The organism is Pseudonocardia sp. ICBG162 (genome assembly GCF_020496225.1).
In the GTDB taxonomy this organism is placed as follows: Bacteria; Actinomycetota; Actinomycetes; order Mycobacteriales; family Pseudonocardiaceae; genus Pseudonocardia; species Pseudonocardia alni.
Map to the genome: position 1 here is coordinate 948,400 of NZ_JAHLJD010000031.1, position 25,832 is coordinate 974,231.

Here is a 25,832-nt window from a genome sequence, read left to right on the forward strand (position 1 = left end):
GGGGTTCAGCCCAGCGCCGCGAACAGCGGGGCGAGCTGCGCGGTGTCGACGTACTCCTCGATCCGGGTGACCCGGCCGTCGTCGCCGGTGTGCACGACGAGCACCGCGGGCGCCCGGAACGTCGCACCGTCGGGCAGGGTGCCGCGCAGCGTGTACTGCGCGACCGACACCGGCCCGGCGTCGTGCGTGCGGACCCCGGTCATCGCGAAGTCCGGCACGACCGACCGGATGGCGCGGACCGACCCGAACGTGTCCGGCACCGTCGGCGCCTCGACCTCGTCGAAGCCGTGCCAGGTGACGGCACCGGGGGCGAACAGGCTCTCCCCCGGGTCGAGGGTCATGAGCGCGTCGACGACGCGGGCGGCCGCGGTCACCGGGTGCGCTCCTGCTCGTACTTCTCGGTCATGTGCGCGACCGCGTCGAGCTGGGCCTTCGAGTGGCCGTCACGCACCTCCGAGGCGCGCCGGGCGGCGTCGACGGTCGGCTGCGCCTGGCCCTGGAAGTGCGGGGCGACCTCACGGGCGAACAGCTCGAACGAGTGCTTCGTCGCGGCCGGGTCGGCCCAGTCGTGGCCCATCAGCAGCAGGCTGCCGAAGCCGCCCGCCTGGTCGACGAGGCGCTGCACCTGGGCGCGGGCCTGGTCCGGGGTGCCGATCACGCCGATCCCGGCCTCGTTGATGAACTGGATCATCTCCTTGACGTTGTCGCCGGAGACCGCCATCTGCGGGAAGGCCGCGACCTTCTGGAAGTAGCCGAACCAGTGCTCGATGCCGTACTCGACCTCGCGGTAGGCCTGGTCGGCGGTCTCGGCGAGGTGGAACGGGCTGACCAGCCGCCAGCCGGAGCGGTCGACCTGCGTGCCGGCCGCGGTGGCGCGCTCCTCCATCACGTCCCAGTGGTGGGCGAGCGCGTCGAAGCCGTCGGCGGACAGGGTCGCGCCGATGCTGAGCAGGCCCAGGCCGTGCGTCCCGGCGAGGCGGGCGCCGGTCGGCGAGGCGACCGCGGCGACGGCGATGTCGAACAGCGGGTCGGAGTAGGGCGCCAGCTGCAGCCGGGCGTCGAACAGCGAGTGGGTCGGGGTCTCGGCGGTGACGCTCTCCCCGCGCAGCAGACGCAGGATGATGTCGAGGTTGGTGCCGAGCAGCTCCCGGGTCTGGGTCGGGTTCAGCCCGATCATCGCCGAGTCGGTCGGCAGCGAGCCGGGCCCGACACCGAGCATCGCCCGGCCGCGGGTCATGTGGTCGAGCTGCACCATGCGGTCCGCCACCCACAGCGGGTTGTGGTACGCGATGGAGGTGACGCCGGTGCCGAGCCGGATCTGCCGGGTGCGCTGCGCGGCCGCGGCGATCATCAGCTCCGGGGACGCGTAGATCTCGCTGCCCGCGGAGTGGTGCTCGCCGAACCACGCCTCGTCGTAGCCGAGCCGGTCGAGGTACTCGATCAGCTCCAGGTCCTGCTCGAACAGCAGGGTCGGGTTGAGCCCCGGGGCGTGCACGGGAGCGAGGAAGATGCCGAACTTCAGCCTGGCCATCGGAGGGGACCCTCTCGTCGGCGACGCGTCGTCGCGTCGCACCGTCGGTGACGTCGTGTGGTCACCGTGCTCCGGGCGGCCGTGGTCCGGCGAGTGCACGAAAGGGGACGCCCGGGTGTCCCCCTCGGTGCACTGTCCGGATCCGCCGGGGCGGGCTAGCGTCGGGCGCATGTACTTCCGGATCACCCCCGGCGACGTCGAGCTCGTCGACCCCGCCGACGTGCGTGCCTTCCACGTCACCGCACCGGCGGACCTGTCCGCCGAGCAGCTCGCCGACACCGTGCGGAGCACCGGGCTCGGCGAGGTCACCGACGACGGCGACCACGTCCTGGTGCGGGTCGACACGGTCCGCGGCCTGGCCGCCGGCCGGGTCGGCCCGGGCTGGGAGGACGACCTGGCCGGGATGCTCGGCTACGCCCGGGGCAAGGGCTGGCTCTCCGACGACGGGGAGTCGGTGCGCGCGCACGTCGAGCGCACCTGAGGCACGTGCACCTTCGTGCACTTCACCGCCGGGTCACAGTGGTCCTACCGTCGCGGTCATGACGGACTTCACGGGCAGGGTCGCCCTGGTCACCGGGGCGGCATCGGGCATCGGGGCGGCGATCACCGCGCGCCTGCACGCGGCGGGGGCGAGCGTGCTGCTCGCCGACCTCGACGCCGGACGGCTCGCGGCGGGCCCGTCGGGCGAGCGGCTGCGCAGCGCGGTCACCGATGTCACCCGGGCGGCCGACGTCGAGGCCGCCTGCGCCGCGGCCGTCGAGGCGTTCGGCGGTCTGGACCTGGTGTTCAACGTGGCCGGGGCCGCGCGGCTGGGCACCGTCCTCGACGGCGACGAGGACGACTGGCGCTCCACCGTCGACCTCGTGCTCGGCGGCACCTACCTGGGCATCCGGTACGGCGGTCGCGCCATCCGCGACACCGGTCGGGGCGGCGCGATCGTCAACATCGCGTCGCTGAACGCGCACGTCCCGCTCTACGGCGGCAGCTCCTACGCGGCGGGGAAGGCCGGCGTCGAGATGCTGACGAAGAACGCCGCGCTGGAGCTGGCGCGCCACGGGATCCGGGTCAACGCGGTGCTGCCCGGTCTGGTGCGCACCCCGCTGACCGCGGGCTGGTTCGACGGCGGCCCGGTCGAGCAGGACTTCGCCGCCCGGATCCTCGCGGGCCGGCCCGCCGACCCGGACGAGCTCGCCGGGCCCGCCGTGTTCCTGGCCGGGCCGGACGCGTCGTACGTGAACGGGACCAGCCTCGTCGTCGACGGCGGCTGGGAGATCACCAACTACCCGGACATCTCCGCGGCCGTGCCGTCCTGACGCGGTCGCTACGGCAGCAGCGCCCGGACCCGTTCCGGGTCCGGCCCACCGGGTTCGACGACCACGACGGCGTCGTCGAAGCCCGCGTCGGCGTAGCGGAGCAGGTCCTCGCGCAGCCGGCCGAGGTCGACGCCGGCGGGCACCGGCAGCGCGTAGGCGACGGCGCGGCGTCCACCCGCGGCCCGGTAGCGGCCCAGCGCCTCCACCATCTCCGCGGGCGAGGTGCGGTAGCCCGAGGCCAGCCAGCCGTCGAAGGACCGGGCCGCCTTCTCGACGTTCGCACCCCAGGAGCCCAGCAGCAGCGGCGGCCGGGAGAGCGGCGGGTCGGCGAGCCGGGCGCGGTCGTCGCCGCCGCGTTCCAGCAGCTCACGCAGCCGGACCACGTTCTCGTCGAAGACGCGGAAACGGCTGCGGTGCTCGCGGTCGAGGGTCGCGTAGTCGTCGCGGGTGGAGCCGGGGCTGATCCCGAGGGCCAGCCGGTCCCCGCAGACGGCCTGCAGCGACAGCATCCGGTGCGCGAGCTCCGCGGGATGGTGCAGCGGGACCTGGATCGTGCCGGTCGCCAGCCCGACGCCGTCGGTGGCCCCGGCCGCGGCGGCCAGCGCCACGAACGGGTCCGGCACGAGCCGGCCGCGGCCGATGATCTCCGGCGCCCACAGGTGGGCGAAGCCGGCCCCGGTGAGGCGTCGCGCCCACGGCGCCACCGGGTACGGCGGCGCGTCGGACAGGTGCGCGAGCGTGGCCCCCAGGCGCACCGTCAGCCCTGCCGTTCGGCGGCGAAGCGCGCGTACCAGCGCAGCGCCTCGGGGTCGTCGACCGAGGCGATGTTGGCGGCCCGCTCCAGCGGGCGCCCGGCCATCAGCTTCTTGATCGGCACCTCCAGCCGCTTGCCGCTGAGCGTGTGCGGCACCGCGGGTGCCTCGACGATCTCGTCGGGCACGTGCCGCGCGGTGAGCCGGGTCCGCAGCGTCGTGACGATCTTCTCCCGGAGCGCGTAGTCGAGCGGGTGGCCCTCGGCCGGGACGACGAACAGGCCCAGCCAGTACCCGTCGTCGGGGAGGTCGACGCCGACGACCAGGGCCTCGGTGATCTCCTCCATCGTCTCCAGGACGTCGTAGAAGTCGCCGCTGCCCAGCCGCACGCCCTGCCGGTTCAGCGTGGAGTCCGAGCGGCCGTGGATGGAGACGCTGCCGTCGCCGTGCACGGTCACCCAGTCGCCGTGCCGCCAGACGCCGGGCCAGGTGTCGAAGTAGGAGTCGGTGTAGCGCTCGGCGCCGGGGTCGTTCCACAGATGCACCGGCATCGACGGCATCGGCTGGGTGACGACCAGGTCCCCGACCTCGTCGACGACCGGGTTGCCGTCGTCGTCCCACGCGGCGCAGTCGACGCCGGCCAGCCGCCCGCCGATCCGGCCCGCCCGGACCGGGGAGTACTCGTTCGCGCCGACGAAGGAGCCGGAGATGTCGGTGCCGCCGCTGGTGGAGTCGATCCGCAGGTCCGGTGAGACGTGCTCGTACAACCAGTCGTAGCCGGCCGGGGGCAGCGCGGAGCCGCTGACCATCACGTGCCGCACCCGGGACAGGTCGTGCTCGGCGCGCGGGGAGACACCGGTGTTCGCCGTCGCGGTCACCACCGCCGCCCCCATCAGGACGACGTCGGCGCCGGTCCGGGCGGCGGCCTCCCAGACCGCGCCGGGCGGGTGGCCGGGGCTGCCCTCGTAGAGCACGATGCTCGCGCCCTGGGTGAGCGCGCCGAGGTGCATGTTCCACAGCGCCCAGCCGGTGGAGGTGTAGGTGAACATGCGCTCGCCGGGCCGCAGGCCGCAGTACAGCCCGGACCACTTCAGGCCCTCGAGGGTGATGCCGCCGTGACCGTGCACGAGGCCCTTCGGCAGGCCGGTGGTGCCGGAGGTGAACAGCACCCACAGCGGGTGCGAGAACTCGACCTGCGCGAACTCCGGTTCGGCGTCGACGGCGAGCAGCTCGTCCCACGGCGTCGTGCCCTCGGGGGCGGGCCGGTCGAACACGTACGGGACGTGCACGACGTGGCGCACGGTCGGCAGCTCGGCCCGCAGCCGCGCGACGACGTCGGCGCGGTCGACCTGCCTGCCGTTCCAGTGGTAGCCGTCGGCGACGACGAGCACGGTCGGTTCGAGCTGGGCGAGCCGTCCGATGGTGCCCTCGGCGCCGAAGTCCGGCGAGCAGCACGACCAGACCGCGCCGACCGCGGCCGCGGCCAGCAGCCCGATCACGGCGTGCTCGGTGTTGGGCAGGTAGGCGCAGACCCGGTCGCCGGGGCGCACCCCGGCCCGGCGCAGCCAGCCGGCGGCGGCCGCGACCGAGCGGCGCAGCTGCGCCCAGGTGATCTCACGGGCAGGGGTGCCGCCCTCCTGCACGCACACCAGGGCGGGGTCGTCGTCGGCGCCGCGGCGCAGCGCGTGGTCGGCCCAGTTCAGCCGGGCCCCGGTGAACCACCGGGTGTGCGGCATGGCGTCCGCGGTGCGGACCTGCTCCCACGGCGTCGAGAACGCGACGTCGTAGTGGTCGACGACCGAACGCCAGAACCGGTCGACGTCGGCGACCGACCACGCGTGCAGGGCGTCGTGGTCGTCGAACGGGCGGCCCTCCCGCTCGGCCAGCCAGTCGAGGTAGGCGCGCAGCGCGGACCGCTCGACGCGTTCCGCGGGCGGGGTCCAGAGGACGTCGTCGGCCATGCCGGTCACCTCTCGTGCCGTGCGGTGGCGGGCCCGCCCACCGGGGAACGGGCCCGCCACCGGCTCGTCCGTGTCAGGAGGCGAGCACCTTCGGCATGATGTCGTTCTTGATCCGCTTGAGGTCGTCGAGCGTCTTCGACACCGGGACGTCGGCGAACGGCGGCCAGATCAGCGGCATGGTCATGCCCGCCTCCTTGTACGCCTTGAGCCGGTCGGTGAGCTGCTTCTCGGTGCCCACCAGCAGGTTCGACGCGACGCCGTTGACGGTCTGGTCGACCTCCTCGTCGGTGATGACCGTCCAGATCATCGAGCAGATCTCGAGGTCCTTGGCCCGCTTCGGGCTGCCGATCTCCTCGAACTGCTCGTCGATGGCGGTGATCCACTTGGCGAGGCCCTCGGGCGAGTCCTGGATGCCGATCCAGCCGTCGAGGTCGTACTTGGTGATCCGGCGCGCCGAGCGCAGCGGGTCCTTGAGGCCGCTCATGAAGATCGGCGGGCGCGGGTCCTGCAGCGGCTTGTGCCCGAAGCCGCACGCCTCGAAGTCGGCGAACTCGCCGTGGAACTCGTAGTGGTCGGCGCTCTTGTCCCAGACGCCCTGCATGATCTCGATCGACTCGCGCACGTGCTTGTGGCGCTTCGGGAAGATGTGCGCGGCGCTCGCCGCGGCGAACTCCTCGGGCATCCAGCCGGAACCGACACCGACGTTGAGCCGGCCGCCGGAGAGGTGGTCGATGGTCGCCAGCTCCGCGGCGAGGACGCCGGGCGAGCGGAACGGCGTGTCGATGATGCTCATCCCGATACGGACCTTGGTGGTCTTCGCGGCGAGCCACGGGATCAGCGGGTAGCCCTGGAACCACTTGCCGCGCGAGGATACCGGCAGGGCGTTCGGCAGCCCGTCCATCATGCCGAACGAGTACTGCAGCTCCTGGCGGTCGGACTTCTCCGGGACGACGATCCGGTCGAGCGTCCAGACCGAGTCGAAGTCCAGGTCCTCGGCGAGCGCGGTGAGGTCCTCCAGCTCCTTGACCGTGACGAGGTCGCGGAAGTTGGGGAGGTACAGAGCGAGCTTCATGTGATGCTGCCTCCTTGCGGCATGACAGTGTCGCTTACGGTGTCGCTAACGGGAGAGTGTGACTCGGATCTCGTTCTTGAGAACTTTACCCACAGTCGAGCGCGGGAGATCGGTCCAGATCTCGATCTGCTTGGGGGTCTTCACGGAACCGATGCGCGCCTTGACGAACGCGGCCAGTTCGCCGGTGTCGATCTCGGCACCGGGCTGGGGCTGGACCACCGCGGTGACCCGTTCGCCCCACTTCTCGTCGGGCAGGCCGACCACCGCGCAGTCCCGGACGGCGTCGTGCGCCATCAGGGCCTGCTCCACCTCGGCGGAGTACACGTTGAAGCCGCCGGTGATCACCATGTCCTTGGCGCGGTCGACGATGTACAGGAAGCCGTCGTCGTCGAGCCGGCCGATGTCGCCGGTGTGGTGCCAGCCGTGCGCGGACACCTCCGCGGTGGCCTCGGGGTTGCGGTGGTAGCCGGCCATCACCAGCGAGCCGCGGACGCAGATCTCACCGCGCTCGCCGCGCGGGACCGGGTGTCCCTGCTGGTCCAGGATCGCGACGGTGACCAGCGGCGACGGGCGCCCCGCCGAGGACAGCCGCTCGGTGTCGATGCTCCCGTCGGGCCTGCGGTGCTCGGCCGGGGACATCGTCGAGATCATCATCGGCGCCTCGGACTGGCCGAACAGCTGCGCCATCGGGCCGATCCGGGTCAGAGCCTCGGTCAGCCGGGCCACCGACATCGGGGCCGCGCCGTACCAGAAGCACTGCAGCGACGACAGGTCCGTCGCGTCGAGCGCCTCGTGGCCGAGGACCATGTAGATCAGCGTCGGCGGCAGGAACGTGTGCGTCACCCGGTGCGCCTCGATGAGCTCCAGGAACCGCCCGACGTCGGGCTTCGCCATGATCACGACCTCGCCGCCGCGGGCCATCACCGGGAAGCACAGGACGCCCGCGGCGTGGGTCAGCGGCGCCAGCGCGAGGTAGACCGGCCGCTCGTCGAACGGGTAGCTCATCAGCGTGATCGCCGACATCGTCTCGACGCTGCGGTCGGTCAGCAGCACGCCCTTGGGACGCCCGGTGGTGCCGCCGGTGCCGACCAGCGCCACGATCTCGTCGGGCGGTGCCGCCTCGGCGGACGGGTCGTCGCGGGCGGCGTCGAGCCAGGCGTCGAAGGCCACGGCACGGCCGTCCGGGCCGGGGTCACCGAGGCGCACCAGGGTGGTCAGCTGCGGAAGGTCCGGGGCGATCTCGGCGACCAGGCCGTCGAAGGAGGGCTGGTAGATGAGCGTGGTGCAGTCGAACAGGTCGAGCAGCTCGGCGGTCTCACCCGCCGCGTTGCGCGGGTTGATCGGGCACCACACCGCACCGGCGCGGGCGATGCCGAACACGCAGGAGAACGCGGTCGGGTCGTTCGCCGAGAGGATGCCGACCTTGTCCCCCGGCGCGACGCCGGAGCGTCGCAGCGCCCGCGCGACGGAGTACGAGAGCTCGACGACGTCGCCGTAGGACAGCGTCGTGCCGTCGAGGGTCAGGCAGGGGGCCGCGGGATCGAGGGAGGCGCCCTTGTCGAGGTAGAAGGTCAGCGACATCGCGGCTCCCCGGATCTGCACCGTTGCGGACAGCGACGACCGTGGCGGGAATCTGGACAGTTGTCAAGATTTCCTGCCCGACCGGGGTGGGGAACGCCGACGGCGGACGGCCCGGGAAGGTGGTCCCGGTCCGTCCGCCGTCGTGGTGCCGGGGGGTGCCTACGCCTGTCCGGTCAGCGACCCGGCCAGCGGGCCCAGCGGCGGCGCCCACTCGCGGATCTCGGCGCGGGCCACGACGCCGGCCGTGGAGAACGGGTCCGCGTCGACGATCGCCTGCACGGCGGCCCGGTCCTCGACGCGGAAGATCAGCAGGCCGCCCGGGGCCTCGCCCGGGGCCCAGGCACCGGCGACGAGCATCGTCCCGTCCTCGGCGAAGGGACGCAGGTAGTCACGGTGGGCCGGACGCGTGGCGTCCCGGAGCTCCGTGTCGTCGGTGTAGGTGTAGATCAGTGCGAAGGTCGTGGCCACACCGCGATCCTCGCACGCGACGACGCCGACGGGGTTGCCGTCGGCGTCGCCGTTCGTCGTCGTCACTTCGCCGCGAGGCGCTCCAGGCGACGGGTGGTGGGCCAGCGGACGTTCGTCGCCCAGCCCGCCTTCTCGAGACCGCGGATGACCACGGCGGAGATGTCGATCTGACCCTTCTTCACGCCGTGCCGGGCGCAGGTCGGGTCGGCGTGGTGCAGGTTGTGCCAGGACTCGCCGCAGGACAGCAGGGCCAGCCACCAGACGTTGGCGGACCGGTCACGCGCCGCGAACGGGCGCTCGCCCCAGATGTGGCAGATCGAGTTGATCGACCAGGTGACGTGGTGCAGCACCGCGACGCGGACGAAGCCCGCCCAGAACAGCGCGGTCAGCGCGCCCCACCAGGACATCGTGATCAGACCGCCGAGCAGTGCCGGGCCGAGCAGGCTCGCGACGACGATCAGCGGGAACGCCTTGTCGACGCGCGCGATGTCGCGGTCCTCCAGCAGGTCCGGCGCGAACCGCTTCATGTTGGTCAGGTCGCGCTGGAACAGCCAGCCCAGGTGGGCGTGCCAGAAACCCTTGACCAGGGCCATCGGGCCGGTGCCGTAGAGCCACGGCGAGTGCGGGTCGCCCTCCTTGTCGGAGAACGCGTGGTGCCGGCGGTGGTCACCGACCCAGTCGAGCACGCTGCCCTGCAGCGACAGGCTGCCCGCGATCGCCAGCGCGATCCGCAGCGGGCGCTTCGCCTTGAACGCGCCGTGGGTGAAGTACCGGTGGAACCCGACCGTGACGCCGAGGCAGCTCACGTAGTAGAAGACGAAAGCCAGCACGACGTCGGTCCAGCCCAGGAAGCCCACGCTCCAGGCAAGGGGGACGGCCGCGAGCAGCGCCAGGGTCGGCAGGACGACGAACAGCCCCACCAGGAACATCTCGCCCGGAGGACGCTTCCCGTCCAGGACGGGTGCGGGCCCGCTCTTCGTGGGAGCCGGCGCCGCGTCGAGTGTTGTCATGGCTCCACTACATCGTGTGACGGGTGCCGGCACAGTCCTGCTGGCCCCCCTGTGTGGGAGGGGGTATCTCCTCGGCTGGGCCGTTCGCTCGATCCCGTACCCCCGGGAGCAGAACCGGACCCCCCGGAGGTTCCGAACGCTGTGCGATGCGCACCTCTGCGGACGTCGGCGAGCTGGTCCTCGGGATCGTGGCGGGCGAGGCCGCCGACCCGTCCGGGGTGCTCGAGGCCCTGGTCCGCGCGGCGGGCGGGTTCACCGGGCTGACCGCGGGCGCCGCGCTCCACTCCGAGGGGGCCGTGCGCGGCGTCGTCACCTCGGGGCCGCGGGGGTCGCGGGAGGTGCTGTCGGCGGGCTTCGGACAGGGCCCCGGCGGCGAGTGCGCCCGCAGCGGCCGCCCGGTCGTCAGCGTCGACCTCGCCGGTGAGCGGGCCCGCTGGCTCGCCTTCGTCGCGAAGGCGACGACGGCCGACCTCGGGTCGGCGTGGGCGTTCCCCGTCGGCCACGGCACGGCGGGAGCGGGGACGGCGGGACACGGCGCGCTGCTGATCCTCGGCCGGAGCTCCTCGGCGCCCGACCTCGACGCCGCGCGGGTCCTCGCCGAGGCGGCGGCCGTCGGGATCGACCGCGTCCTGGAACGGGTGCGCGTCGCGCGCGAGAACGCCCAGCTGCGGGAGGCACTGCAGAGCCGGATCGTCGTCGAACAGGCGAAGGGGGCGCTCTCGGCGCACGCGGGAATCGACGTCACGACGGCGTTCGAGCACCTGCGCACCCACGCCCGCCGGCGCGGGCGCCCCCTGACCGAGGTCGCGTCCGCGGTCGTGGAACGGCGGGTCGACCCGTCGCACGTCCTGGGGACCTGATCGTGTGCGCGACGCGCGGGTGCCGCCGGTCCCGGTCGCGCCCGGGACCGGCGGCCTCCGCGACGGCCGTCAGCCGTTGGCGTCGCTCGTGTTCACCGCACCGTTCACACCGGCCGGGAAGAACCCGCCGGAGGTGACCGCCTCCGGGTTCAGGTAGACGATGTTGAGCACCTGGCCCGGCGTGCGGGAGAACGCGATCGAGTTCTCGTCGGCCGGGACGATGTTGGCGTTGCCGTTCCCGTCGACGATCCCCTGGTCGAGGTCGGACGGGCCGTCGAGGGAGTCTCGGGCGTCGGAGATCTTCCCGACGGCCTCGGCCCCGCCGCCCTGCAGCAGCAGGGTCCGGACGAGGCCGGCGTGGTACGCCTCGACCGCCAGGATGCCCGCGGCCGCCTCCAGGAACGTCTTGTTCGACACCAGCGGGGCCGCGCCCTTGTAGGCGGTGACGCCGACGTCCTCGAAGATGAACGCGCCCAGCAGGAAGCTCGTCTCGTCCTTGAACGGGTCGAACGTCTCGCCCTTCCCGATCACCCCGGCGGCCTGCGCGGCGGCGGTGAAGGCCGCCTGCAGATCGATCTCGGGGCGGGCGACCTTCGCGTCGCCGAGTGCCGCACGCAGGAAGTCGACGTGCGCGCGCTCGTCCTGGGCGATCTCCTCGGCGTACTGGCGGCCGATGCGGGTCTCGAACTTCACCGGGTAGCCGCCGGTGACGCCGCCGAGCTCGCCCTTGCCGTCGATCTGGGAGTCCTTCAGCCCGTCGCCGGTGACCGCACGCAGGTAGAACTCCGCCTCCAGGTACTCGAGGTTGAGGGCGAAGTTGAGGACGGCCGCGTCGGAGACGCCGCCGTCGTCGCCCTCGCCCGAGCCCTCCTCGCCCGCCGAGGCGATGCCGGCGCCGAGCAGGCCGAGCCCGGCCACCCCGGCACCGGTCAGGCCCGCGGCACGCAGGAACCGGCGGCGGTCCATCCCGCTCTCGGTGCTGCGCTCGATGGAGTCGTTCAGGAACTTCGACGTGAAACCGTGGAACACGAGATCTCCCCGTGTCTGCCCGACGAGGCGGCCGGGTCCGGGGCCGTCACTCCGAGATCGGATCGTGGACGGTCACCGGAACGGGACCCTCCGCCCTCCCAACGACACGCGGACCATCGGGTGACGCCCGCCGTCGGTCGCCCGTCCGCTCACCGGAGACGGCGGTGCGGGGCAGGCGTCCGGCCCGGGAGTGGCCGACGAGCGTGTCACCGGTGACCACCACGTCGTACTCGAGGTTCAGCCGCATCGGCCGGGTGACCCGCTGCGTCCAGGTGAGGCGCTCCCCCTCGGGCGTCGGGGTGCGGACGACGTCGTCCAGCGTCGTCGTCTCGCCCGCGCCGACGGCGGTGCCGGTCAGGCCACCGTCGGTCTCGGTGAACCGGTAGTCGGCGTCGATGGTGCCGATCGGCGTCCTCATCCGCAGGTGCCAGGTCCCGGCGACGCCGGTGCTCACGCGGCCCCCTCCGCCGCGACGAGGCCGGTGTCCCGCCAGGCGGTCCCCCGGCGCTCGTACTCGAACAGCTCCTCGACGGCGTGCGCGATCCGCGGGCCGAAGTCGCGTTCGAGCAGGTGGAGCCCGAGGTCGAGGCCGGAGGTGACACCGCCCGCGGTGACGAGGTCGCCGTCGTCGACGACGCGGGCACGCACGGCGGTGACGCCGGCCGCCTCCAGCAGGTCCACACCGAGGACGTGTGTGGTCGCCGTCCGGCCCTCCAGGAGTCCGGCCATGGCCAGCGCGAGCGACCCGCCGCAGACCGTCGCGACGGTGACGGCGGTGTGGTCCAGGCAGGCGCGCAGCAGCGGGGCCGCGGGCCCGGCCGCGAACCGGGAGAGCAGCACGGGGATGGTGTCGATCTCGTCCGGGTCGCCGTCGACCGGGCCCGCGGCCCCGGGCACCACGACGTAGCCGGGCGCGGTCGGGTCCAGCGCCGCGGTGGCGGCGAGCGTGATGCCGGGGACCCCGGAGACGACGTCCCGGGGGCCCTCAGCGGACACGAATCCGATGTCGAGCGCGCCGCCGAGGACGTCGCTCCCGGCGGTCAGGACCTCGCACGGCGCGATGACGTCGAGCGGGTCGAAGCCGTCGAAGAGCACGAACTGCACACGGGGGTGGGGCACGGCGGGTCCTCTCGCTGGGGCGTCCATCGCCATCGTGCGCGCCGGCGACGGGCGCGACCACCGTCTATCTGGACAATGAACACCTGTATCCAGCCACCCCACAGTGGGCTAGCTTCGTCTTGTGTACACGGTCGTGGTGCTGGCACTGGAGGACGTGATCGCATTCGATCTGGCCACGCCGGTCGAGACGCTCGGGCGCGTGCGGCTGCCGGACGGACGCCCGGGCTACCGGATCGTCGTGGCCGGGCCGGAGCCGGAGGTCGGCGCGGGACCGCTGCGCATCGGCGTCGGCGCCGGGCTCGACGAGGTGCGCCGGGCGGACCTCGTCGTGGTCCCCGGCCGCAACGACACCTCCGCGCCGACGCCGCCCGCGGTCGTCGAGGCGCTGCGTGCGGCCGCGGCTGCGGGGACCCGGCTGGCGTCGATCTGCGTGGGCGCGTTCACCCTCGCCGAGGCGGGGCTGCTCGACGGGCTGCGGGCGACCACGCACTGGCTCGCCGCCGAGGAGCTCGCCCGCCGCCACCCGGCCGTCCACGTCGACGCCGACGTGCTGTTCACCGACAACGGCCAGGTCCTGACGTCGGCGGGCGCGTCGGCGGGGCTCGACCTGTGCCTGCACATCGTCGAGCGCGACCACGGTGTCGCGGTGGCGGCCGACGCGGCCCGGCTGGCCGTCGCCCCCCTGCAGCGCACCGGCGGCCAGGGCCAGTTCGTCCTGCGCAACCGCCCGACGCACCGCACCGCGACGCTGGAGGCGACCCTGGCCTGGATCGAGGAGAACGCACACCGGCCGCTCGCCCTCGCCGACATCGCGGCCGCGGCCGGCACGAGCAGCCGCACCCTGACGCGGCGCTTCCACGCCGAGACGGGGCAGAGCCCGATCCAGTGGCTCACCGGCGTCCGCGTCCGGCACGCGCAGGAGCTCCTGGAGCTCACCGACCACACCGTCGAGCGGATCGCCGCGCAGGTCGGGTTCCCGTCGCCGAGCAACTTCCGCGCCCAGTTCGTCCAGACCGTCGGGGTCAACCCGGGGGCCTACCGGCGGACGTTCGGCCGGGGCTGAGCCGGCGGGTCGCCGGAGGGGGCGTCGGGGGACGTGGAGCGGGAGACCGCAGACGGCCCCACGCTCACCGGGTCGAGACCGCGTCCGATGCCCTCCACACCTGCTGGGCGTGTCCGGCCGCCAGATCGCCGCCCTCGGCCCAGCGCAGCCGCCAGGGCCGCAACACGACCACCCCGGCGTCGGGCGACCCGGTCCCGCCGGCGAACATCGCGTCCGGCTCGAAACCCACCGGATACGGCGGCACGCGGAACAGGTCCCAGTCCGGCTGCGGATCCCACCCGGCCTCGCACTCGGCGACCGCGACGGTGTGGTCCTCGCCCCGGTAGGCACACGAGGCGAAGGGCGTCCCGGCCAGGTGCGCCGCCTTCGGCGACCCGCGCCGGGACACGATCCGCCCGACCGGCACACCGTCCGTGCCGATCGTCCACACCGGGTGCACGATCCGCGACCGCGGCCGCCCCCGGACGTCGACGGTGGCCATCGCACACCAGACGACGCGGTGCGCGATCGTCACGAATCCGGTCGGGTCGGGCTGCGGAGTGGGCGTCGAGGACGGCATGCCGGCCACCGTAGATGCACAACCATGGTTGCACAACTATGGTGGTGGAATGGACTGGGACCTCGTCACCGCCGTCACCCTCGCCGGGGCAGCACTCACCGACCGGGCGTTGCAGCGGGTACGGGCCGCCGGACACCCGTACCTGCGCACCTCGCACGGCTACCTCGTCCAGCACGTCGTCGACGGGCCGCGGTCGATCGGGGAGATCGCCGTGCGGATGGGCGTCACCCAGCAGGCCGCCTCGAAAGCGGTCGGCGAGCTGGTCGATCTCGGCTACCTCAGCCGCGAACCCGACCCGTCCGACGCCCGGACCCGCCGGATCGCCCTGTCCACACGGGGCCGCGACGCCGTCGAGACGACCCGCCGTGTGCGCGCCGAACTCGAGGCCGAGCTGGGCGAGACACTCGGCGCCGACCGGGTACGCGCACTGCGATCCACCGCGAACCAGGCCCTGGAATGGGTCGGCGCGGACGCGGCCCGGGAACGCCGGGTCCGCCCACCACAGTGACCACGCGGGGGAACCGGGCCTCGGGACGGGCGTACTCCGGTCGAGGCCGGAGCCGGAGGTCGGGATCGAACCGAGGACCTACCGCGTACACGTCCGTACACCGGTCACGCCGCGCTCCGACCTGCCGACCCGTGTCCGATCGCCGTCCCACGGTGCACACCCCCGGGCCACTGCGCGCAGCGTCCGCGGGTCACGCGGGGCACGGGAAGCGACTACTGGAGCGAGGTCCAGATGGTCTCGGCGTCGACGATGCGGTTGTGCCGCCAGGTGACTGCTCGTTCCATGGCGGCGACGACACCGGCGACCGTGAGGGTCCCGAGCAGCCAGCCGGGCAGGATCACCGGCGAGGTGAACGTCCCGAACCGGTCCGCCACCTCCGGGATCGAGCTGACCATCTCGAGCCATACGGGTGCGGCGAGGACGAGGTTGACCAGCAGGATCATCACGGCGGTGGCGGCGATCCCCCTGCTCAGACGAGGGTGGTCCCGGGTCAGGACTGCGCGCCGGTGCTCCAGGGTCCCCGGAGCCGGGGCCAGTCTGCGTTCCCGTCCGTCGGGGGTGACGAGATGGACCCGGGTGACGCCGTACAACCCGGCGTCGACCTCGATCCTCCCTCCGGGGACGGTGAAGGTGGCGGGCATCTCGGCCGTGCTGGTGCGCTGCCCGTCCCGGTAGAGCCGGGCGCGGTGGTCCTCGGTGGTGCGGGTCTCGACGGCCCAGACGGCCGGCCCATCGGGGTCCGGCAGCGTGATCGTGTGGACGGTGCGGCTCAGTGCCTGGTGGAGTCGAACGGGTCGGAGCATCGTCGTCACCTCGTCCTGTCAGTGGGAGCGGTCCTCGGCCGTCCGGTCAGAGGCTGCATCGGGCATCGACCGGCGGGGTCTCGAGGTCGAGCAGGTAGGCGTCGACCGCAACGTCGACGCACGTACTGCCACCGAGGAGGTAGGCGCCGTGCTGCTTGCCGTCGACGGTGAGCAGGCTCGCGTCGAGGGTTCGTGCCATGGAGACGCTGCCCTCGTAGGGCGTCGCGGGATCACCGGTGATCCCCACGACGAGCGTCTCGGGCAGGCCCTCGAGATCGGCGGGCAGCCACGGTTCGTCGCGTGTCGGCGGTGCGGGCCACGCCTCGCACTCGCTGTGATAGGTCCCCGCCGTCAGCAGGTCGATGTCGAACATCGGCGCGACGTTCCCGACCTCGCGCGCGAGCACGGTCTGCTCCTCCGCGCTCAGGCGGGGCCAGTCCATGCAGCGCACGGCGATGTTCGTGTCGATGTCGGTGGTGTAGACCCCGTCGGCGGTGCGGCTGTAGAAGCCGTCGCGCAGGGCCAGGATCTCGTCGGCGTTGCCCGCGTCGAGTTCGGTCAGGGCGGAGATGAGGTCGGGCCAGTGCGCCTCCGCGGCCTGACCCGCCGTGATCCCCAGATAGACGTCCCAGACGCTCACGGCCCTGCCGTCGGTGGTGGCCGCCGGGGTCTCGACCAGCGGTGCGACGATCTCGTGCAGACGATCGTTCGCCGCTGCGGGATCGGGCCCGAGGACACAGTCGGCCGACCGGGCGCAGAGCGCGGCGACCTCGTCGAACCGGGCCTGGGAGGCGGCGAACTGGGCGAGGCGGAGCTCGCTCGGTGTCCAGTCGGGTCCGACGGCGCTGTCGAGCACGACGGCACGGACCTTGTCGGGGTGCGCGGCGAGGTACATGGCGCCGATCTCGGAGCCGTAGCTGTAGCCGAGGTAGGTCAGCCGCTCGTCGCCGAGGACCTCCCGCAGGATGTCCATGTCGCGCACGACGTTCGCCGATCCGGCGTTGACGAGGTTCTCGACGCCTCCGGAGCCGTCGATGCAGCGCTGCGCGTGGTCCACCGCCTGCTCGGCGCTGGTGATGTCGTAGACGGCGCCGAACCGGGGAACATCTCCGGCGTCGTACTCCTCGTCGGTGTAGCAGTCGAGGGCCGGGGTCGACGCTCCGATCCCGCGCGGGTCGAAGCCGACGATGTCGAAGCGCTCGGCGACGGGACCGTTCTGCCACTGGGGCAGGAAGGACGCCACGAAGCTGGTGCCGGATCCGCCGGGGCCGCCGGGGTTGATCAGCAGTGACCCCTCGGCCTCTCCCCGGGCGGGGAGACGCGTGAGGGCGATCCGCGCCCTCACGCCCTCCGGGGCGCCGTAGTCGAGCGGAACCTCGACCGACGCACACTCGAGTGCGGGGTTCGCGAACAGCTCGGCGTCCGCGGCGTTCGTCGCGGTGTCCGTGCAGCCGCCCCAGTCGAGCTCCTGCGTCAGATAGGCGGCCGAGTCCGCCTGACCACCGGGCGCCGGCGGGGTCGTCGACGTGCAGGCCGCCAGCAGGACGACGGGGATGACGGTGATGGCCGCGGCGAGACGGGAAGCGGCCCGTCCCGATCGGTACGGGCGTCGGCGATACGAGGACATGTCTCTCCTGGGTCGGGTCGCAGGGTCGGCGACGGCGATGCGCGCCCGGCCGGGTCGACGACCTGCAGAGGAGGAAGGACCTGCCGGCCGTGACCGGGAGACGCCGGACGCGGATCGCTGTGGGCTCGGCGAGGACGGTGAGAGGTGGGCCCTAGTCCCTGGACGACACCGTTCCTGGCATGAGCATGCTAGAAAGATAGCATGCTCATGCCATAACGGGACGATATTTTGGAGCCATGCCCAGACGCGTCGACCCGGACACCCGGCGAGCGCAGGTCGCCGACGCCGTGATCGACGAGATCGCCGCACACGGACTTCGCTCGGTGACCCTCGCGCGGATCGCCACCCGCTCAGGCCTGGCCATCGGGAGCATCCGGCACTACTTCGGCGACAACCTGAGGGAGGTCATGTCGTTCACGTTGAGGGTCCTGCTCCAGCGCGCCGAGCACCGCAACCCGCAGCTGTCCGGGGACCCGGCGAGCCGGGTCGCCGATCTGGTCGTGTTCGTCGCACCCACCAGCGAGCAGGAACGCAAGGAGAACATCGCGCTCGTCGAGTACAGGGTGATGGCGCGCACGGATCCGCAGTTCGCAGCCGAGGTCGCCACGACCTCGCTCGCGGCCGCAAAGGCGATCCGGGCACTCCTGCGCGAGGCACTCGCCGACCGCGTGATCGACGACGAGGCGCTGCACCGCGAAGCGCTCCTGCTGCTGACCCTGGTCGAAGGCTTCTCGCTCGGTTCGGCCCTGTCCTCGACCCCCCTGCAGGAGGCGGATGTCCGCGCCGTCGTGACGAACACCCTGCACCGCATAAGGGACGCCTACCCGCCTCGCCGGGAGGCACCGGTGGAGCGATCGGGGCCCTGAGCACGCCGGCGCCACCGACATCGCCGTAGCGCCACGTCATCAGGGGGCCGCGACGCCCGTCGTCCACTTTCAGCTCACGATCATCCGACTCCGCCGCCCGTACTCGTCCGGCGGCGCCGCATGCTCACCGGCCCGTGAGGCGGTTCCGGTTGGTCGCGAGGACCTCGTCCGACAGGTCGGGGGCGACGTCGGCGACCGCGCGGGAGAGCAGGAGCGCGCCGACCATCTGACTGAACAGCGCCACCGCCTGCTCCCTGGCCTCGACCGGGGCGATCTCGGTACCGGACTCGCGGCCGCACTCGATCACCATCTCCGCGATGGCCTCGAAGTAGCCGTCCAGGCCGCGGCGGTACTCGGCCTGCGCGGCGGTGTCGTGCCGCCCGGCGTCGGAGACGAGCGCGGCCGAGGGGCATCCGGTCTCGGGGTGGTCGCGGTGCTCGGCGTCGATGTACTGGTCGACCATGCCGTGCAGGGCTGCGCGCGCCGAGCCGGCGTGCGCCGCGCGGATGGCGTCGAGCGCCGCCAGCGAGTCGACGAACCCCTGGTGCAGGACCTCGACGGCGAGGTCGCTCTTGGACGCGAAGTGGTTGTAGAAGCCGCCGTGGGTCATGCCCGCCGACTTCATCAGCCCTTCGATGCCCGTGCCGTCGATGCCGCGCAGCCGGAAACCCTCGCCCGCTGCGGCCAGGATCCGCTCGCGGTTGCGCTGCTTCTGCTCCCGTGTGACGCGGGGCACGTCGACCACCTCCCAGGCGAGAACCCGGGCGGAGTCTAGTCCGCAGTCGATGATGACCACCATCAAAACGGTCCGCCCGACTTGACGACACCCGCCTGCCGTCGTGTAGTTATTGATGTGAGTCATCATCAAAAGGAGGTCGTCATGCGGTTCGGAACCATCGGCGCCGGAACGGTCGCGGAGGCCGTCGCCGGTCATCTGGTGGCGGCGGGGCACGCCGTGACCCTGAGCAACAGCCGCGGCCCCGGCTCGCTGCGCGATGTCGTGGCGCGGCTGGGGCCGTCGGCGCGGGCGGCGCCGGTCGACGAGGCCGCGCGGGCGGACATGGTGTTCCTGACCGTGCCGTGGCCGCGGGTCGGCGACGCACTGGCCGGGCTCCCGCCCTGGGACGGCCGCATCCTGGTGGACACGACGAACCGGATGACGGAGGCGGCGGGCGTCGATCCCGGTGCGGTGACGCCGAGCGAGCTCGTCGCGACGCTGGCTCCCGGCGCACGCGTGGTCAAGGCGTTCAACACCCTCTACGCCCGCTACATCGCCGCCGACCCCCGACACCCGAAGGGACGGCAGCTGCTGTTCTACGCCGGCGACGACGCCGCGGCCAAGGCCACGTTCCACGACGTCGCCGACCGCATGGGGTTCGCGCCGGTCGACGCCGGAACGCTGCGCGACGGCGGGCGGCTGATGCAGGTCGGCGGCCCGCTCTCGGCCCTGCACGCCCTGCGGCAGGACCCGGCCGGAGAAGCGCGGTGAAGGCACTCGCCTACGAACGGGCGCACCCGCTCGACGCGTTCGCCATCGACCTGGTCGACGTCACCGAACCGCGGTTGCGTGCCGGTGACCTGCTGGTCGAGGTGCGGGCGATCGGCATCAACCCCGGCGAGGCGGCGATCCGGCGGACCCGCAGTGCGCCGCCGGGCGGCCGCGTCGTCCTCGGGTGGGAGTTCGCCGGCGTCGTCGTCGCGACCGGGCCCGCGGCCACCGGATTCGCGATCGGGGACCGGGTCATGGGCACCGGCGACATCACCCGCGACGGGAGCTGGGCCGAACGCGTCGCGGTCGATCATCGAGTCGTCGCCCCGATCGCCGACGAGCTCACGTTCGCCGACGCCGCCTCCCTGCCGATCGGTGTGCTCACCGCATGGGAGGCACTGGCCCGCGACCGCGACGCACCGCCCGCCGGTGTCGGGAACGTCCTGGTCATCGGCAGCGCCGGCGGTGTGGGTTCGATGGCCACACAGCTGCTCGCGGCGTGGACGTCGACGTTCGTGATCGGCACGGCGTCCCGGCCCGAGTCACGGGAGTGGGCCACCGCCATGGGGGCCGATCTCGTCGTCGACCACCACGGCGACCTCGCCGCACAGCTGCGCGACGCCGGGATCGGCGCCGTCGACCTCGTGCTGTCCACCTCGGACACCGGCAGCCGGCTCGCCTCGATCGTCGATCTGCTGCGCCCGTTCGGGCACCTCGCCTTCGTCGACGCGCCCGGACGCTGGGACATGGAGGCGGTCGCCGGCAGGTCGCTGTCGCTGCACGGCGAGATGGTGTTCAGCACGATCGTCACCGGCGGCGATGCCGCTCGCCAGAGCCGGATCCTCGCCCGCGCGGCGGACGACGTCGCCGCCGGACGCCTGCGCCCGATCGGCACGACGACCCTTCGCGGACTGACCCCCGAGACCATGCGGACCGCGCACACGCTCGTCGAGAGCCGCCGGACGGTCGGCAAGACCGTGATCACTCTCTGACCCCGGCCCGTCCGGCCCGGGCCCCACCGACGGAAGGAACGACCCGACATGACACCGGACCTGCTGGACGGCGAGTACGCCCCCAGCTCCGACCCCGCCACCCGCGAACAGGTCGAGCTCTACGAGCGCACCGACGGCAGGGAGGGCGCGACCATGCTGGGCGGACCTGTCGTCATCCTGACCACCCGCGGCGCGCGGTCGGGCACGCTGCGCAAGACCGCCCTGATGCGGATCGAGCGCGGCGGTGTCTACGCCCTCGGCGCGTCGGCCGGTGGGCAGGCCCGGCACCCGGGCTGGTTCCACAACCTGATGGCCCACCACACCGCGCAGCTCCAGGACGGGGCCCGCCGGGCGCTGATGACCGCACGCACCGCCGAGGGCGCCGAGCGAGCGGACTGGCTCGCCTACGCCGACGAGCTGTACCCGTTCTTCGTCGACCTGCGCGAGCGCGCCGTCCGCCTCGGCGACCGCGAGGTGCCGTTGGTGCTGCTCGAACCCGTCACGGCCTGACCTGCCGACGAACCTCGCCGCAGGGATCCACCGCCGGAGGTGACCGCAGGTCGGACATGGAGCCGGAGGTCGGGATCGAACCGACGACCTACCGCTTACAAGTTGGTCTCGACGCTGAACACGAGCCTCGTACCTGCGGCAACAGCCACGGAGCGGGGTGCCTCGGCAACACGGGCAACACTGCCGGACCGTGGTTCGCACCACCGGTGATGCCACGCGTCGTTGACCAGCTCAGCCACCGGGCGCCAGATCGGCACGCGCCTGGTTGAAGAACTCCGTCCGGGCCGCAACGAGTGCGTCGCGGTAGTCGCCGTCCCCCGCCGCTGCCCGCGACAACAGCACGATGAAGTACCGCGAGGCTCGATCCTCTGCCTCCTCGGTTCCGACGAGGCGGACCCGCTGGTAAGCGTTGAACACCTTAGTTCGCGTCTCGGCGTTGGCCCGGTTGCCGATTGATCCGTCCGGGATCTCCCGCGCTGCCGCTTGCAGCGCATCCGTCGCGTCGTTCGTGACCGTGAGGAACTCCGAGTACGCCTCCGCGCGCTGCTCCCCGTAGAACGTCCGCTCCGCTTGAGCCGTCGACAGGCTCGTCCCGACCAGTGTCGCCACAACACCGGCCAAAGCGCCGATCAGACCAGTTACGGTGGCAGACCGCCACCACGGACCGCGCGGGGACGGCGATGTGGGCGCTCCTGGCCCACGGGGTGTCAAGTCGATGGCGTGCGGGCGCATCCATGGACCCGTATCCTTTGCCCGTCGCCGACTCACTCGGAGCGTCCTCCACTCATCTCGTGGACTGCGTATCGGTAGCGCTTCTCGCCCTCCTCGGCGACTAAGCTGTAGATCTCCCGCAACACGGCGCTGTCCACGCCAGCTAGCTGATGGGACAGCAGCGGGTTCCCGAACTCCGACTGGGGGACGGCGAACCGCTCCACCAGCTCGTGCTCGTCGGACAAGACATGGATGCCCGCGTGAGGGCCGTCGATCCTCGTTACGCGGACCTTGCTCACCAGGAGTCCGTTCAGCTCAGGGCGTTCACATGTCAGCTTCGTCGGTGCCCTTCCGCAGCTCGCCGGCAGGTCTACCGCAGGTTCGCACGAGCCAGCGATCCCGCAGACTACGCGCGATGTGGCAATCAAAGGTCGTAGTCCGGGAGGGCGCGGATCAGATGCGCAACCCGCTGCTGATCCGGAAGGGGCCAATAGGCTAGCTGGGGGTTTAGCACGCAATTGAACGCACCGGCGGCGAGTAGGCTTTCGAATAGATCGCCAGGGCTAATAATAGACAGTCCCAATGACCGAAAATGAGGGGCGGCTCGCAGCACTTTCTTGTCTCGCGTGACGTATGCGTGCGCCCCATAGCGGCACGCCGCCGAGACCATGCGCCGGTCCAGGCCTCGCGGTACATTGTTCATCGCATCATCAAAGACGGTTCGAGGAAGAGCCAGGAGACCGTGCCGAGAGATATTGTGGCCACTGTCTCCGTCTGGCGTCAATACCAGCGCGCACGCAAACTCATCAAAAGCATTTCGTCGCAGCAGTCGACGTTCCTGGCTTAGCTTCTTCTTGGCGTCATCCACTGACTCTCGCAGCACGACAAATCGAATGTCGCGAATAGCCCACAAGGCCATCACAAGCTGAAGGCATTCAAGATCACTGAGGTACTCGTCATCCAGCTCCGTCGGCAACTCGCGGCCAGACCATAACCTGGATCCGTGCTCGAAGTAGTCAAGAAGGATATTGGTATCCCACACGGCATAGAACGGCCCGCTACCACGACGACCCGAGAATAGGATGGCGGAGTCTGCGAAGTTGAATTCCGGCCCCTGCACCCAGGAGCGGTGCATTGCCTGAGCGTCGGGTAATGACGGATCGTCTGGAATCACCGAGTTCAGAGTGGCGATCGTCCGTTCAAGTAGCGCAACGCCGTAGCTCTCAAGGCGACGATGCTCAGCCATGAAGTCCATGACCGTCCAGCTCAAACCACCTACGTTGGCCGTATAGAACTGAGGATCTGCTCGTCGAGAAAGCTCAAACCGCGAGCCATGGGAGTCCACGGTGCAAGCATAGCGCAGACCAGCCGGACGTAAGCACCTTTAGACTCAATGCAGGAAGAGTCGGGGTGCACGCCGACGAAAGGCGGGCCAGCGGACGTTATCGCTACCGATGTAGATAGATCAGAACTCCGTCCGATAGAGATAGTAGGGTCGCCCCTCTTCAGGAGCAGGGAATGTCAGGCCAAAGTAGTTCATGATCTGCCAGACCATCTGACGGTCAATAACCATTCGCTCGCCCGCCTTGAACCATTTGAGCTGCTCGCATCGACCCGAGTTCTTCTGAGTCGCCACTCCGCGATGGTGAACAATATCGTTCCGCATATGCCGCAGGTCACCCAGCACAGGATCCGAGACTTCTGCTATCGACATCTGCCGTGCGACTGCCAAGCGAGGCCGGTACTCGTCCTCCCAAGCATGAAAGACCATCAGGAGCCACTGATGGCCGATCTGAGCCTGGACGAGCCCTCCGTCAGCTAGATTCTCTCGTACTGCGTCTTGCCTCCACACATGAAAGGTCTCCACACGACTTGCATCCTCGCCATCGACGAGAACTGTCATCTCGACGGGAACGCCACTAGCCTGATCGCCGAACTGCTTACAGGAGGCCTCGAACTGAAGACTCGAAAGCTGGACCCCAGTCAGTGCGTACCCCAGAACGCCAGCTGCGTCGTTCAGGAACGTGTGAAACTCACCCATGATCGAGTCTACGGTTTCGGCCTTCATCGAGTCCCCGGCGGCGTATTTGCCCACTGCATGAACCTCGCGAAACGACCAGGCTTCCTCGTTATACCTCGCGCCATATCATCATCGTCGCGAAAGAAGTTGATTACTGGGTATGGGTAGTCGAAGAACTGCGACCGCAACTCATCAGGGATTCCTTCCACTTGCCATTCGTACCTGACACCAATCGAGCGAACATACGCGGCCGCCACCATTCCCGTGAATCGCGTGCCGTCATCGTCAGTCCAGACGTAATTCGGACTTATTGACATGCCTTTACCATAGTTCCGATGAATAGAGTCGGTCGAGATGATCGACATTCGAGCGTCAGGCATATCCGTTGCCCCCGCAAGAAATTCCCGCAGAGACGCCGGGATGGGGATTCCGTCCTTGGCCATTCGGCAGCCGAAGTGCTTAGCAAAGTAGCGAGCCAGATTCAATGCGTCCTTGGCCCAGCCCTCACCGTAGACCTCGTGGAGGTTGAACCCCGGGGCCACTCGCACCCATGTAGACTCGATATACACGGAGTATTTATCGTATGCCAGATCGAACTCTCGTGAGTACTGATTGTTGCAGGGCTCACACATTGACTTGGGGAACTTTACAACCCCATATCTGTCCCGATTAACTCCACTCTTCCCTCGGATCTCGTGAAGTTTCTCGCCATCACCCCATAACAGGAGATCGCCCGGCTTCATGAGTCGCGAGAGATTCGCACGCTTAAACTTGTGTTCGCCGGTAGAGGCAGGCCTTGACTGGCAACGCCAGCATTGGCCTCCGCTGGGGACAAGAAGATGCGAAACGACCTCACGGCCAGGAACCTGGCCACCGCTGTTATCGACCACGCCCCCTCCTTAGTGATCATCTAGAGGTCGACTGCTCGGGCATTTCGACACATACCCTACTTCCTACGAAGTCAGCGACTTTCATGGATTCGCGACCGAGTGCCTACGGCCTGCTCCGGTGGTCTGCCTGCATCACCCGTGCAGGCGAGTTCTGAGCGTTTCCCACGGTAGTTGTTCGCGCCATCTCGTCGACCTGGCGCAGCCCGATCACGCCCAGAGCAGGGGGCAACCGCCCCACCTACTCGACCACTTACAGCCGGCGCCCCGGGTTTGGGCGCCGCTGCGACCCGGCCACCTCGTCAGGCTTGCCCCCTGTTCTGGGTGTGATAGCCCTTCGGGAGGTCGTCGCGATGGCGCGAACCACCGCCTCCCACGACCAGACCGCAGCGGGTCGCCCGGGCGCACATCTCGGAGACCTGCCTGCCCGGCGAGGGCCGGGGTGTGGGGCGGAGCCCCACGGTGTTGGCCCGGTTCTGTCGGTGCTCGGTCGCATACTCGCGCCATGAGCCAGAGCATCGGTCCGCTGCCCGGGTGGGTGGTCCCTGCCGAGCAGCAGGTGCGGGACTGCTGGTGGAACGCGCACCAGGTGGCGACCGTCGCCGCTGAGGACAGCGCGTTGGGGGTGTTCGTCGCCCTGGACTGGATCCTGCGGCCGGCCGAGCGACAGACGCCGGTGACGGTGCGGTCGGTCCCGCCGAGCTGGGAGTTCGTGCGGGGCGAGTCCTGGGCGGCGCTGTCGGTCGCGGCGGGACGGCCCGAGCCGACGGCGCAGGATTGGCAGCGGCTCGGGGCGCTGCCGGGGCCGACGGTGGCGACGCATCGGGTGCAGTGCTGCGGCGTCTGGCAGGGGCTGTCGTGGCTGCTGGGGGTGCGGGCGGAGCCGCCGATCGGGATTCCGGACCGCGACGAGTCCGGGGCGGTCGTGCCGGGCTCAGAGGTCTACTGCCTGCCGGTGGATCGGTCGCGTCCGGCGCTACTGGCAGCCAAGCACAGTCGGGAGGAGCGCGAGCTGGACGAGTCGGTGCGCCACTGGGAGCACATCCGCACACTGGCCGACCGCCAGCGGCCGGCCGTGTAGCGGCACACCGCAGCCGGTGG

At 71.0% G+C, this 25,832-nt stretch carries 30 protein-coding genes; 10 read left to right on the top strand and 20 right to left on the bottom strand.

All coding sequences use genetic code 11. The annotated features are described in order from the left end of the window. Positions 1–5: 5 nt before the first annotated feature. Together KPL60_RS29275 and KPL60_RS29280 are read right to left on the bottom strand one after the other, a co-directional pair. Complete coding sequence (locus tag KPL60_RS29275; RefSeq protein WP_226367806.1) at positions 6–374, bottom strand: nuclear transport factor 2 family protein; 369 nt, start codon at positions 372–374, stop codon at positions 6–8. Next, positions 371–1,531, bottom strand: a complete 1,161-nt coding sequence (locus KPL60_RS29280) for an LLM class flavin-dependent oxidoreductase (protein WP_226367807.1) — start codon at positions 1,529–1,531, stop codon at positions 371–373. The genes KPL60_RS29275 and KPL60_RS29280 overlap by 4 nt, the downstream gene beginning before the upstream one ends. 169 nt (positions 1,532–1,700) lie before the next feature. On the opposite strand from KPL60_RS29280, the gene KPL60_RS29285 reads away from it, so the two are divergent. Beyond that, positions 1,701–2,012, top strand: coding sequence for a hypothetical protein (locus KPL60_RS29285; RefSeq protein ID WP_226367808.1), 312 nt, complete (start codon positions 1,701–1,703; stop codon positions 2,010–2,012). A 58-nt stretch (positions 2,013–2,070) separates the two neighbouring features. After that, positions 2,071–2,844 (top strand): SDR family NAD(P)-dependent oxidoreductase, encoded by a 774-nt coding sequence (locus KPL60_RS29290; RefSeq protein WP_226367809.1) that lies wholly within the window; start codon positions 2,071–2,073, stop codon positions 2,842–2,844. Positions 2,845–2,852: 8 nt separating this feature from the next. Here KPL60_RS29290 and KPL60_RS29295 read toward each other — a convergent pair whose 3' ends face one another. The 6 genes from KPL60_RS29295 to KPL60_RS29320 all read right to left on the bottom strand — a co-directional run bounded on the left by KPL60_RS29295 (position 2,853) and on the right by KPL60_RS29320 (position 9,688). Beyond that, positions 2,853–3,599, bottom strand: coding sequence for an LLM class flavin-dependent oxidoreductase (locus KPL60_RS29295; RefSeq protein ID WP_226367810.1), 747 nt, complete (start codon positions 3,597–3,599; stop codon positions 2,853–2,855). 2 nt (positions 3,600–3,601) lie between these two features. Continuing rightward, positions 3,602–5,557, bottom strand: coding sequence for an acetoacetate--CoA ligase (locus KPL60_RS29300; RefSeq protein ID WP_226367811.1), 1,956 nt, complete (start codon positions 5,555–5,557; stop codon positions 3,602–3,604). Positions 5,558–5,630: 73 nt separating this feature from the next. Next, positions 5,631–6,629: an LLM class flavin-dependent oxidoreductase gene (locus KPL60_RS29305; protein ID WP_208822968.1), complete on the bottom strand. Its 999-nt coding sequence runs from the start codon at positions 6,627–6,629 to the stop codon at positions 5,631–5,633. Between the two features lie 45 nt (positions 6,630–6,674). Further along, positions 6,675–8,210, bottom strand: coding sequence for a long-chain fatty acid--CoA ligase (locus tag KPL60_RS29310; protein WP_226367812.1), 1,536 nt, complete (start codon positions 8,208–8,210; stop codon positions 6,675–6,677). A gap of 159 nt (positions 8,211–8,369) precedes the next feature. Then, entirely contained in the window at positions 8,370–8,678 is a 309-nt protein-coding gene (locus tag KPL60_RS29315; RefSeq protein ID WP_226367813.1) for a YciI family protein, read from the bottom strand. Between the two features lie 62 nt (positions 8,679–8,740). After that, positions 8,741–9,688, bottom strand: a complete 948-nt coding sequence (locus KPL60_RS29320; RefSeq protein ID WP_226367814.1) for an acyl-CoA desaturase — start codon at positions 9,686–9,688, stop codon at positions 8,741–8,743. Between the two features lie 146 nt (positions 9,689–9,834). Between KPL60_RS29320 and KPL60_RS29325 the strand changes: the two genes are divergently transcribed. Then, positions 9,835–10,548, top strand: a complete 714-nt coding sequence (locus tag KPL60_RS29325) for a GAF and ANTAR domain-containing protein (protein WP_226367815.1) — start codon at positions 9,835–9,837, stop codon at positions 10,546–10,548. A 69-nt stretch (positions 10,549–10,617) separates the two neighbouring features. Here the strand turns inward: KPL60_RS29325 and KPL60_RS29330 are convergent, their stop codons facing one another. From KPL60_RS29330 to KPL60_RS29340, 3 genes are read right to left on the bottom strand one after another with little or no spacing between them, the layout of a single operon-like run. Further along, positions 10,618–11,577, bottom strand: a complete 960-nt coding sequence (locus KPL60_RS29330; RefSeq protein WP_374228776.1) for a ferritin-like domain-containing protein — start codon at positions 11,575–11,577, stop codon at positions 10,618–10,620. A 46-nt stretch (positions 11,578–11,623) separates the two neighbouring features. Beyond that, entirely contained in the window at positions 11,624–12,031 is a 408-nt protein-coding gene (locus KPL60_RS29335) for a hypothetical protein (protein WP_226367816.1), read from the bottom strand. Continuing rightward, positions 12,028–12,696 (bottom strand): DJ-1/PfpI family protein, encoded by a 669-nt coding sequence (locus tag KPL60_RS29340; protein WP_226367817.1) that lies wholly within the window; start codon positions 12,694–12,696, stop codon positions 12,028–12,030. Before KPL60_RS29340 ends, KPL60_RS29335 begins: the two co-directional genes overlap by 4 nt. 121 nt (positions 12,697–12,817) lie before the next feature. On the opposite strand from KPL60_RS29340, the gene KPL60_RS29345 reads away from it, so the two are divergent. Continuing rightward, the gene (locus KPL60_RS29345) at positions 12,818–13,759 is read left to right on the top strand and encodes a GlxA family transcriptional regulator (RefSeq protein ID WP_226367818.1); all 942 of its coding nucleotides are present in this window, start codon (positions 12,818–12,820) and stop codon (positions 13,757–13,759) included. A gap of 64 nt (positions 13,760–13,823) precedes the next feature. Here the strand turns inward: KPL60_RS29345 and KPL60_RS29350 are convergent, their stop codons facing one another. Then, the gene (locus KPL60_RS29350) at positions 13,824–14,318 is read right to left on the bottom strand and encodes a pyridoxamine 5'-phosphate oxidase (RefSeq protein ID WP_226367819.1); all 495 of its coding nucleotides are present in this window, start codon (positions 14,316–14,318) and stop codon (positions 13,824–13,826) included. A gap of 49 nt (positions 14,319–14,367) precedes the next feature. On the opposite strand from KPL60_RS29350, the gene KPL60_RS29355 reads away from it, so the two are divergent. Then, the gene (locus KPL60_RS29355) at positions 14,368–14,826 is read left to right on the top strand and encodes a MarR family winged helix-turn-helix transcriptional regulator (protein ID WP_226367820.1); all 459 of its coding nucleotides are present in this window, start codon (positions 14,368–14,370) and stop codon (positions 14,824–14,826) included. A gap of 212 nt (positions 14,827–15,038) precedes the next feature. Here the strand turns inward: KPL60_RS29355 and KPL60_RS29360 are convergent, their stop codons facing one another. Both KPL60_RS29360 and KPL60_RS29365 read right to left on the bottom strand, forming a co-directional pair. Further along, a complete protein-coding gene (locus KPL60_RS29360; protein ID WP_226367821.1) occupies positions 15,039–15,629 on the bottom strand; it encodes a hypothetical protein in 591 nt (196 codons plus the stop codon). A 46-nt stretch (positions 15,630–15,675) separates the two neighbouring features. Further along, positions 15,676–17,256 (bottom strand): alpha/beta hydrolase, encoded by a 1,581-nt coding sequence (locus KPL60_RS29365; protein ID WP_226367822.1) that lies wholly within the window; start codon positions 17,254–17,256, stop codon positions 15,676–15,678. Between the two features lie 236 nt (positions 17,257–17,492). On the opposite strand from KPL60_RS29365, the gene KPL60_RS29370 reads away from it, so the two are divergent. Next, the gene (locus tag KPL60_RS29370; RefSeq protein ID WP_226367823.1) at positions 17,493–18,122 is read left to right on the top strand and encodes a TetR/AcrR family transcriptional regulator; all 630 of its coding nucleotides are present in this window, start codon (positions 17,493–17,495) and stop codon (positions 18,120–18,122) included. Between the two features lie 124 nt (positions 18,123–18,246). Here KPL60_RS29370 and KPL60_RS29375 read toward each other — a convergent pair whose 3' ends face one another. Next, positions 18,247–18,858, bottom strand: a complete 612-nt coding sequence (locus tag KPL60_RS29375) for a TetR/AcrR family transcriptional regulator (RefSeq protein ID WP_226367824.1) — start codon at positions 18,856–18,858, stop codon at positions 18,247–18,249. A 144-nt stretch (positions 18,859–19,002) separates the two neighbouring features. Here KPL60_RS29375 and KPL60_RS29380 point away from each other — a divergent pair, with 144 nt between their 5' ends. From KPL60_RS29380 to KPL60_RS29390, 3 genes are read left to right on the top strand one after another with little or no spacing between them, the layout of a single operon-like run. Beyond that, the gene (locus KPL60_RS29380) at positions 19,003–19,611 is read left to right on the top strand and encodes an NAD(P)-binding domain-containing protein (protein ID WP_226367825.1); all 609 of its coding nucleotides are present in this window, start codon (positions 19,003–19,005) and stop codon (positions 19,609–19,611) included. Then, a complete protein-coding gene (locus tag KPL60_RS29385) occupies positions 19,608–20,603 on the top strand; it encodes an alcohol dehydrogenase catalytic domain-containing protein (protein ID WP_226367826.1) in 996 nt (331 codons plus the stop codon). Before KPL60_RS29380 ends, KPL60_RS29385 begins: the two co-directional genes overlap by 4 nt. A gap of 48 nt (positions 20,604–20,651) precedes the next feature. Then, positions 20,652–21,113, top strand: a complete 462-nt coding sequence (locus KPL60_RS29390; protein ID WP_226367827.1) for a nitroreductase/quinone reductase family protein — start codon at positions 20,652–20,654, stop codon at positions 21,111–21,113. 231 nt (positions 21,114–21,344) lie between these two features. Here the strand turns inward: KPL60_RS29390 and KPL60_RS29395 are convergent, their stop codons facing one another. The 5 genes from KPL60_RS29395 to KPL60_RS29415 all read right to left on the bottom strand — a co-directional run bounded on the left by KPL60_RS29395 (position 21,345) and on the right by KPL60_RS29415 (position 24,734). After that, positions 21,345–21,722 (bottom strand): hypothetical protein, encoded by a 378-nt coding sequence (locus KPL60_RS29395; RefSeq protein ID WP_226367828.1) that lies wholly within the window; start codon positions 21,720–21,722, stop codon positions 21,345–21,347. 155 nt (positions 21,723–21,877) lie between these two features. Then, complete coding sequence (locus KPL60_RS29400) at positions 21,878–22,123, bottom strand: hypothetical protein (protein WP_226367829.1); 246 nt, start codon at positions 22,121–22,123, stop codon at positions 21,878–21,880. A 125-nt stretch (positions 22,124–22,248) separates the two neighbouring features. Next, positions 22,249–23,169 carry a hypothetical protein gene (locus tag KPL60_RS29405; RefSeq protein WP_226367830.1) on the bottom strand — a complete coding sequence of 307 codons (921 nt, stop codon included), beginning with the start codon at positions 23,167–23,169 and terminating at the stop codon, positions 22,249–22,251. A 120-nt stretch (positions 23,170–23,289) separates the two neighbouring features. Next, positions 23,290–23,919 (bottom strand): hypothetical protein, encoded by a 630-nt coding sequence (locus KPL60_RS29410; RefSeq protein ID WP_226367831.1) that lies wholly within the window; start codon positions 23,917–23,919, stop codon positions 23,290–23,292. Then, the gene (locus tag KPL60_RS29415) at positions 23,889–24,734 is read right to left on the bottom strand and encodes a hypothetical protein (protein ID WP_226367832.1); all 846 of its coding nucleotides are present in this window, start codon (positions 24,732–24,734) and stop codon (positions 23,889–23,891) included. The genes KPL60_RS29410 and KPL60_RS29415 overlap by 31 nt, the downstream gene beginning before the upstream one ends. A gap of 502 nt (positions 24,735–25,236) precedes the next feature. Between KPL60_RS29415 and KPL60_RS29420 the strand changes: the two genes are divergently transcribed. Next, positions 25,237–25,812, top strand: coding sequence for a hypothetical protein (locus KPL60_RS29420; RefSeq protein WP_226367833.1), 576 nt, complete (start codon positions 25,237–25,239; stop codon positions 25,810–25,812). Positions 25,813–25,832 lie beyond the last annotated feature (20 nt).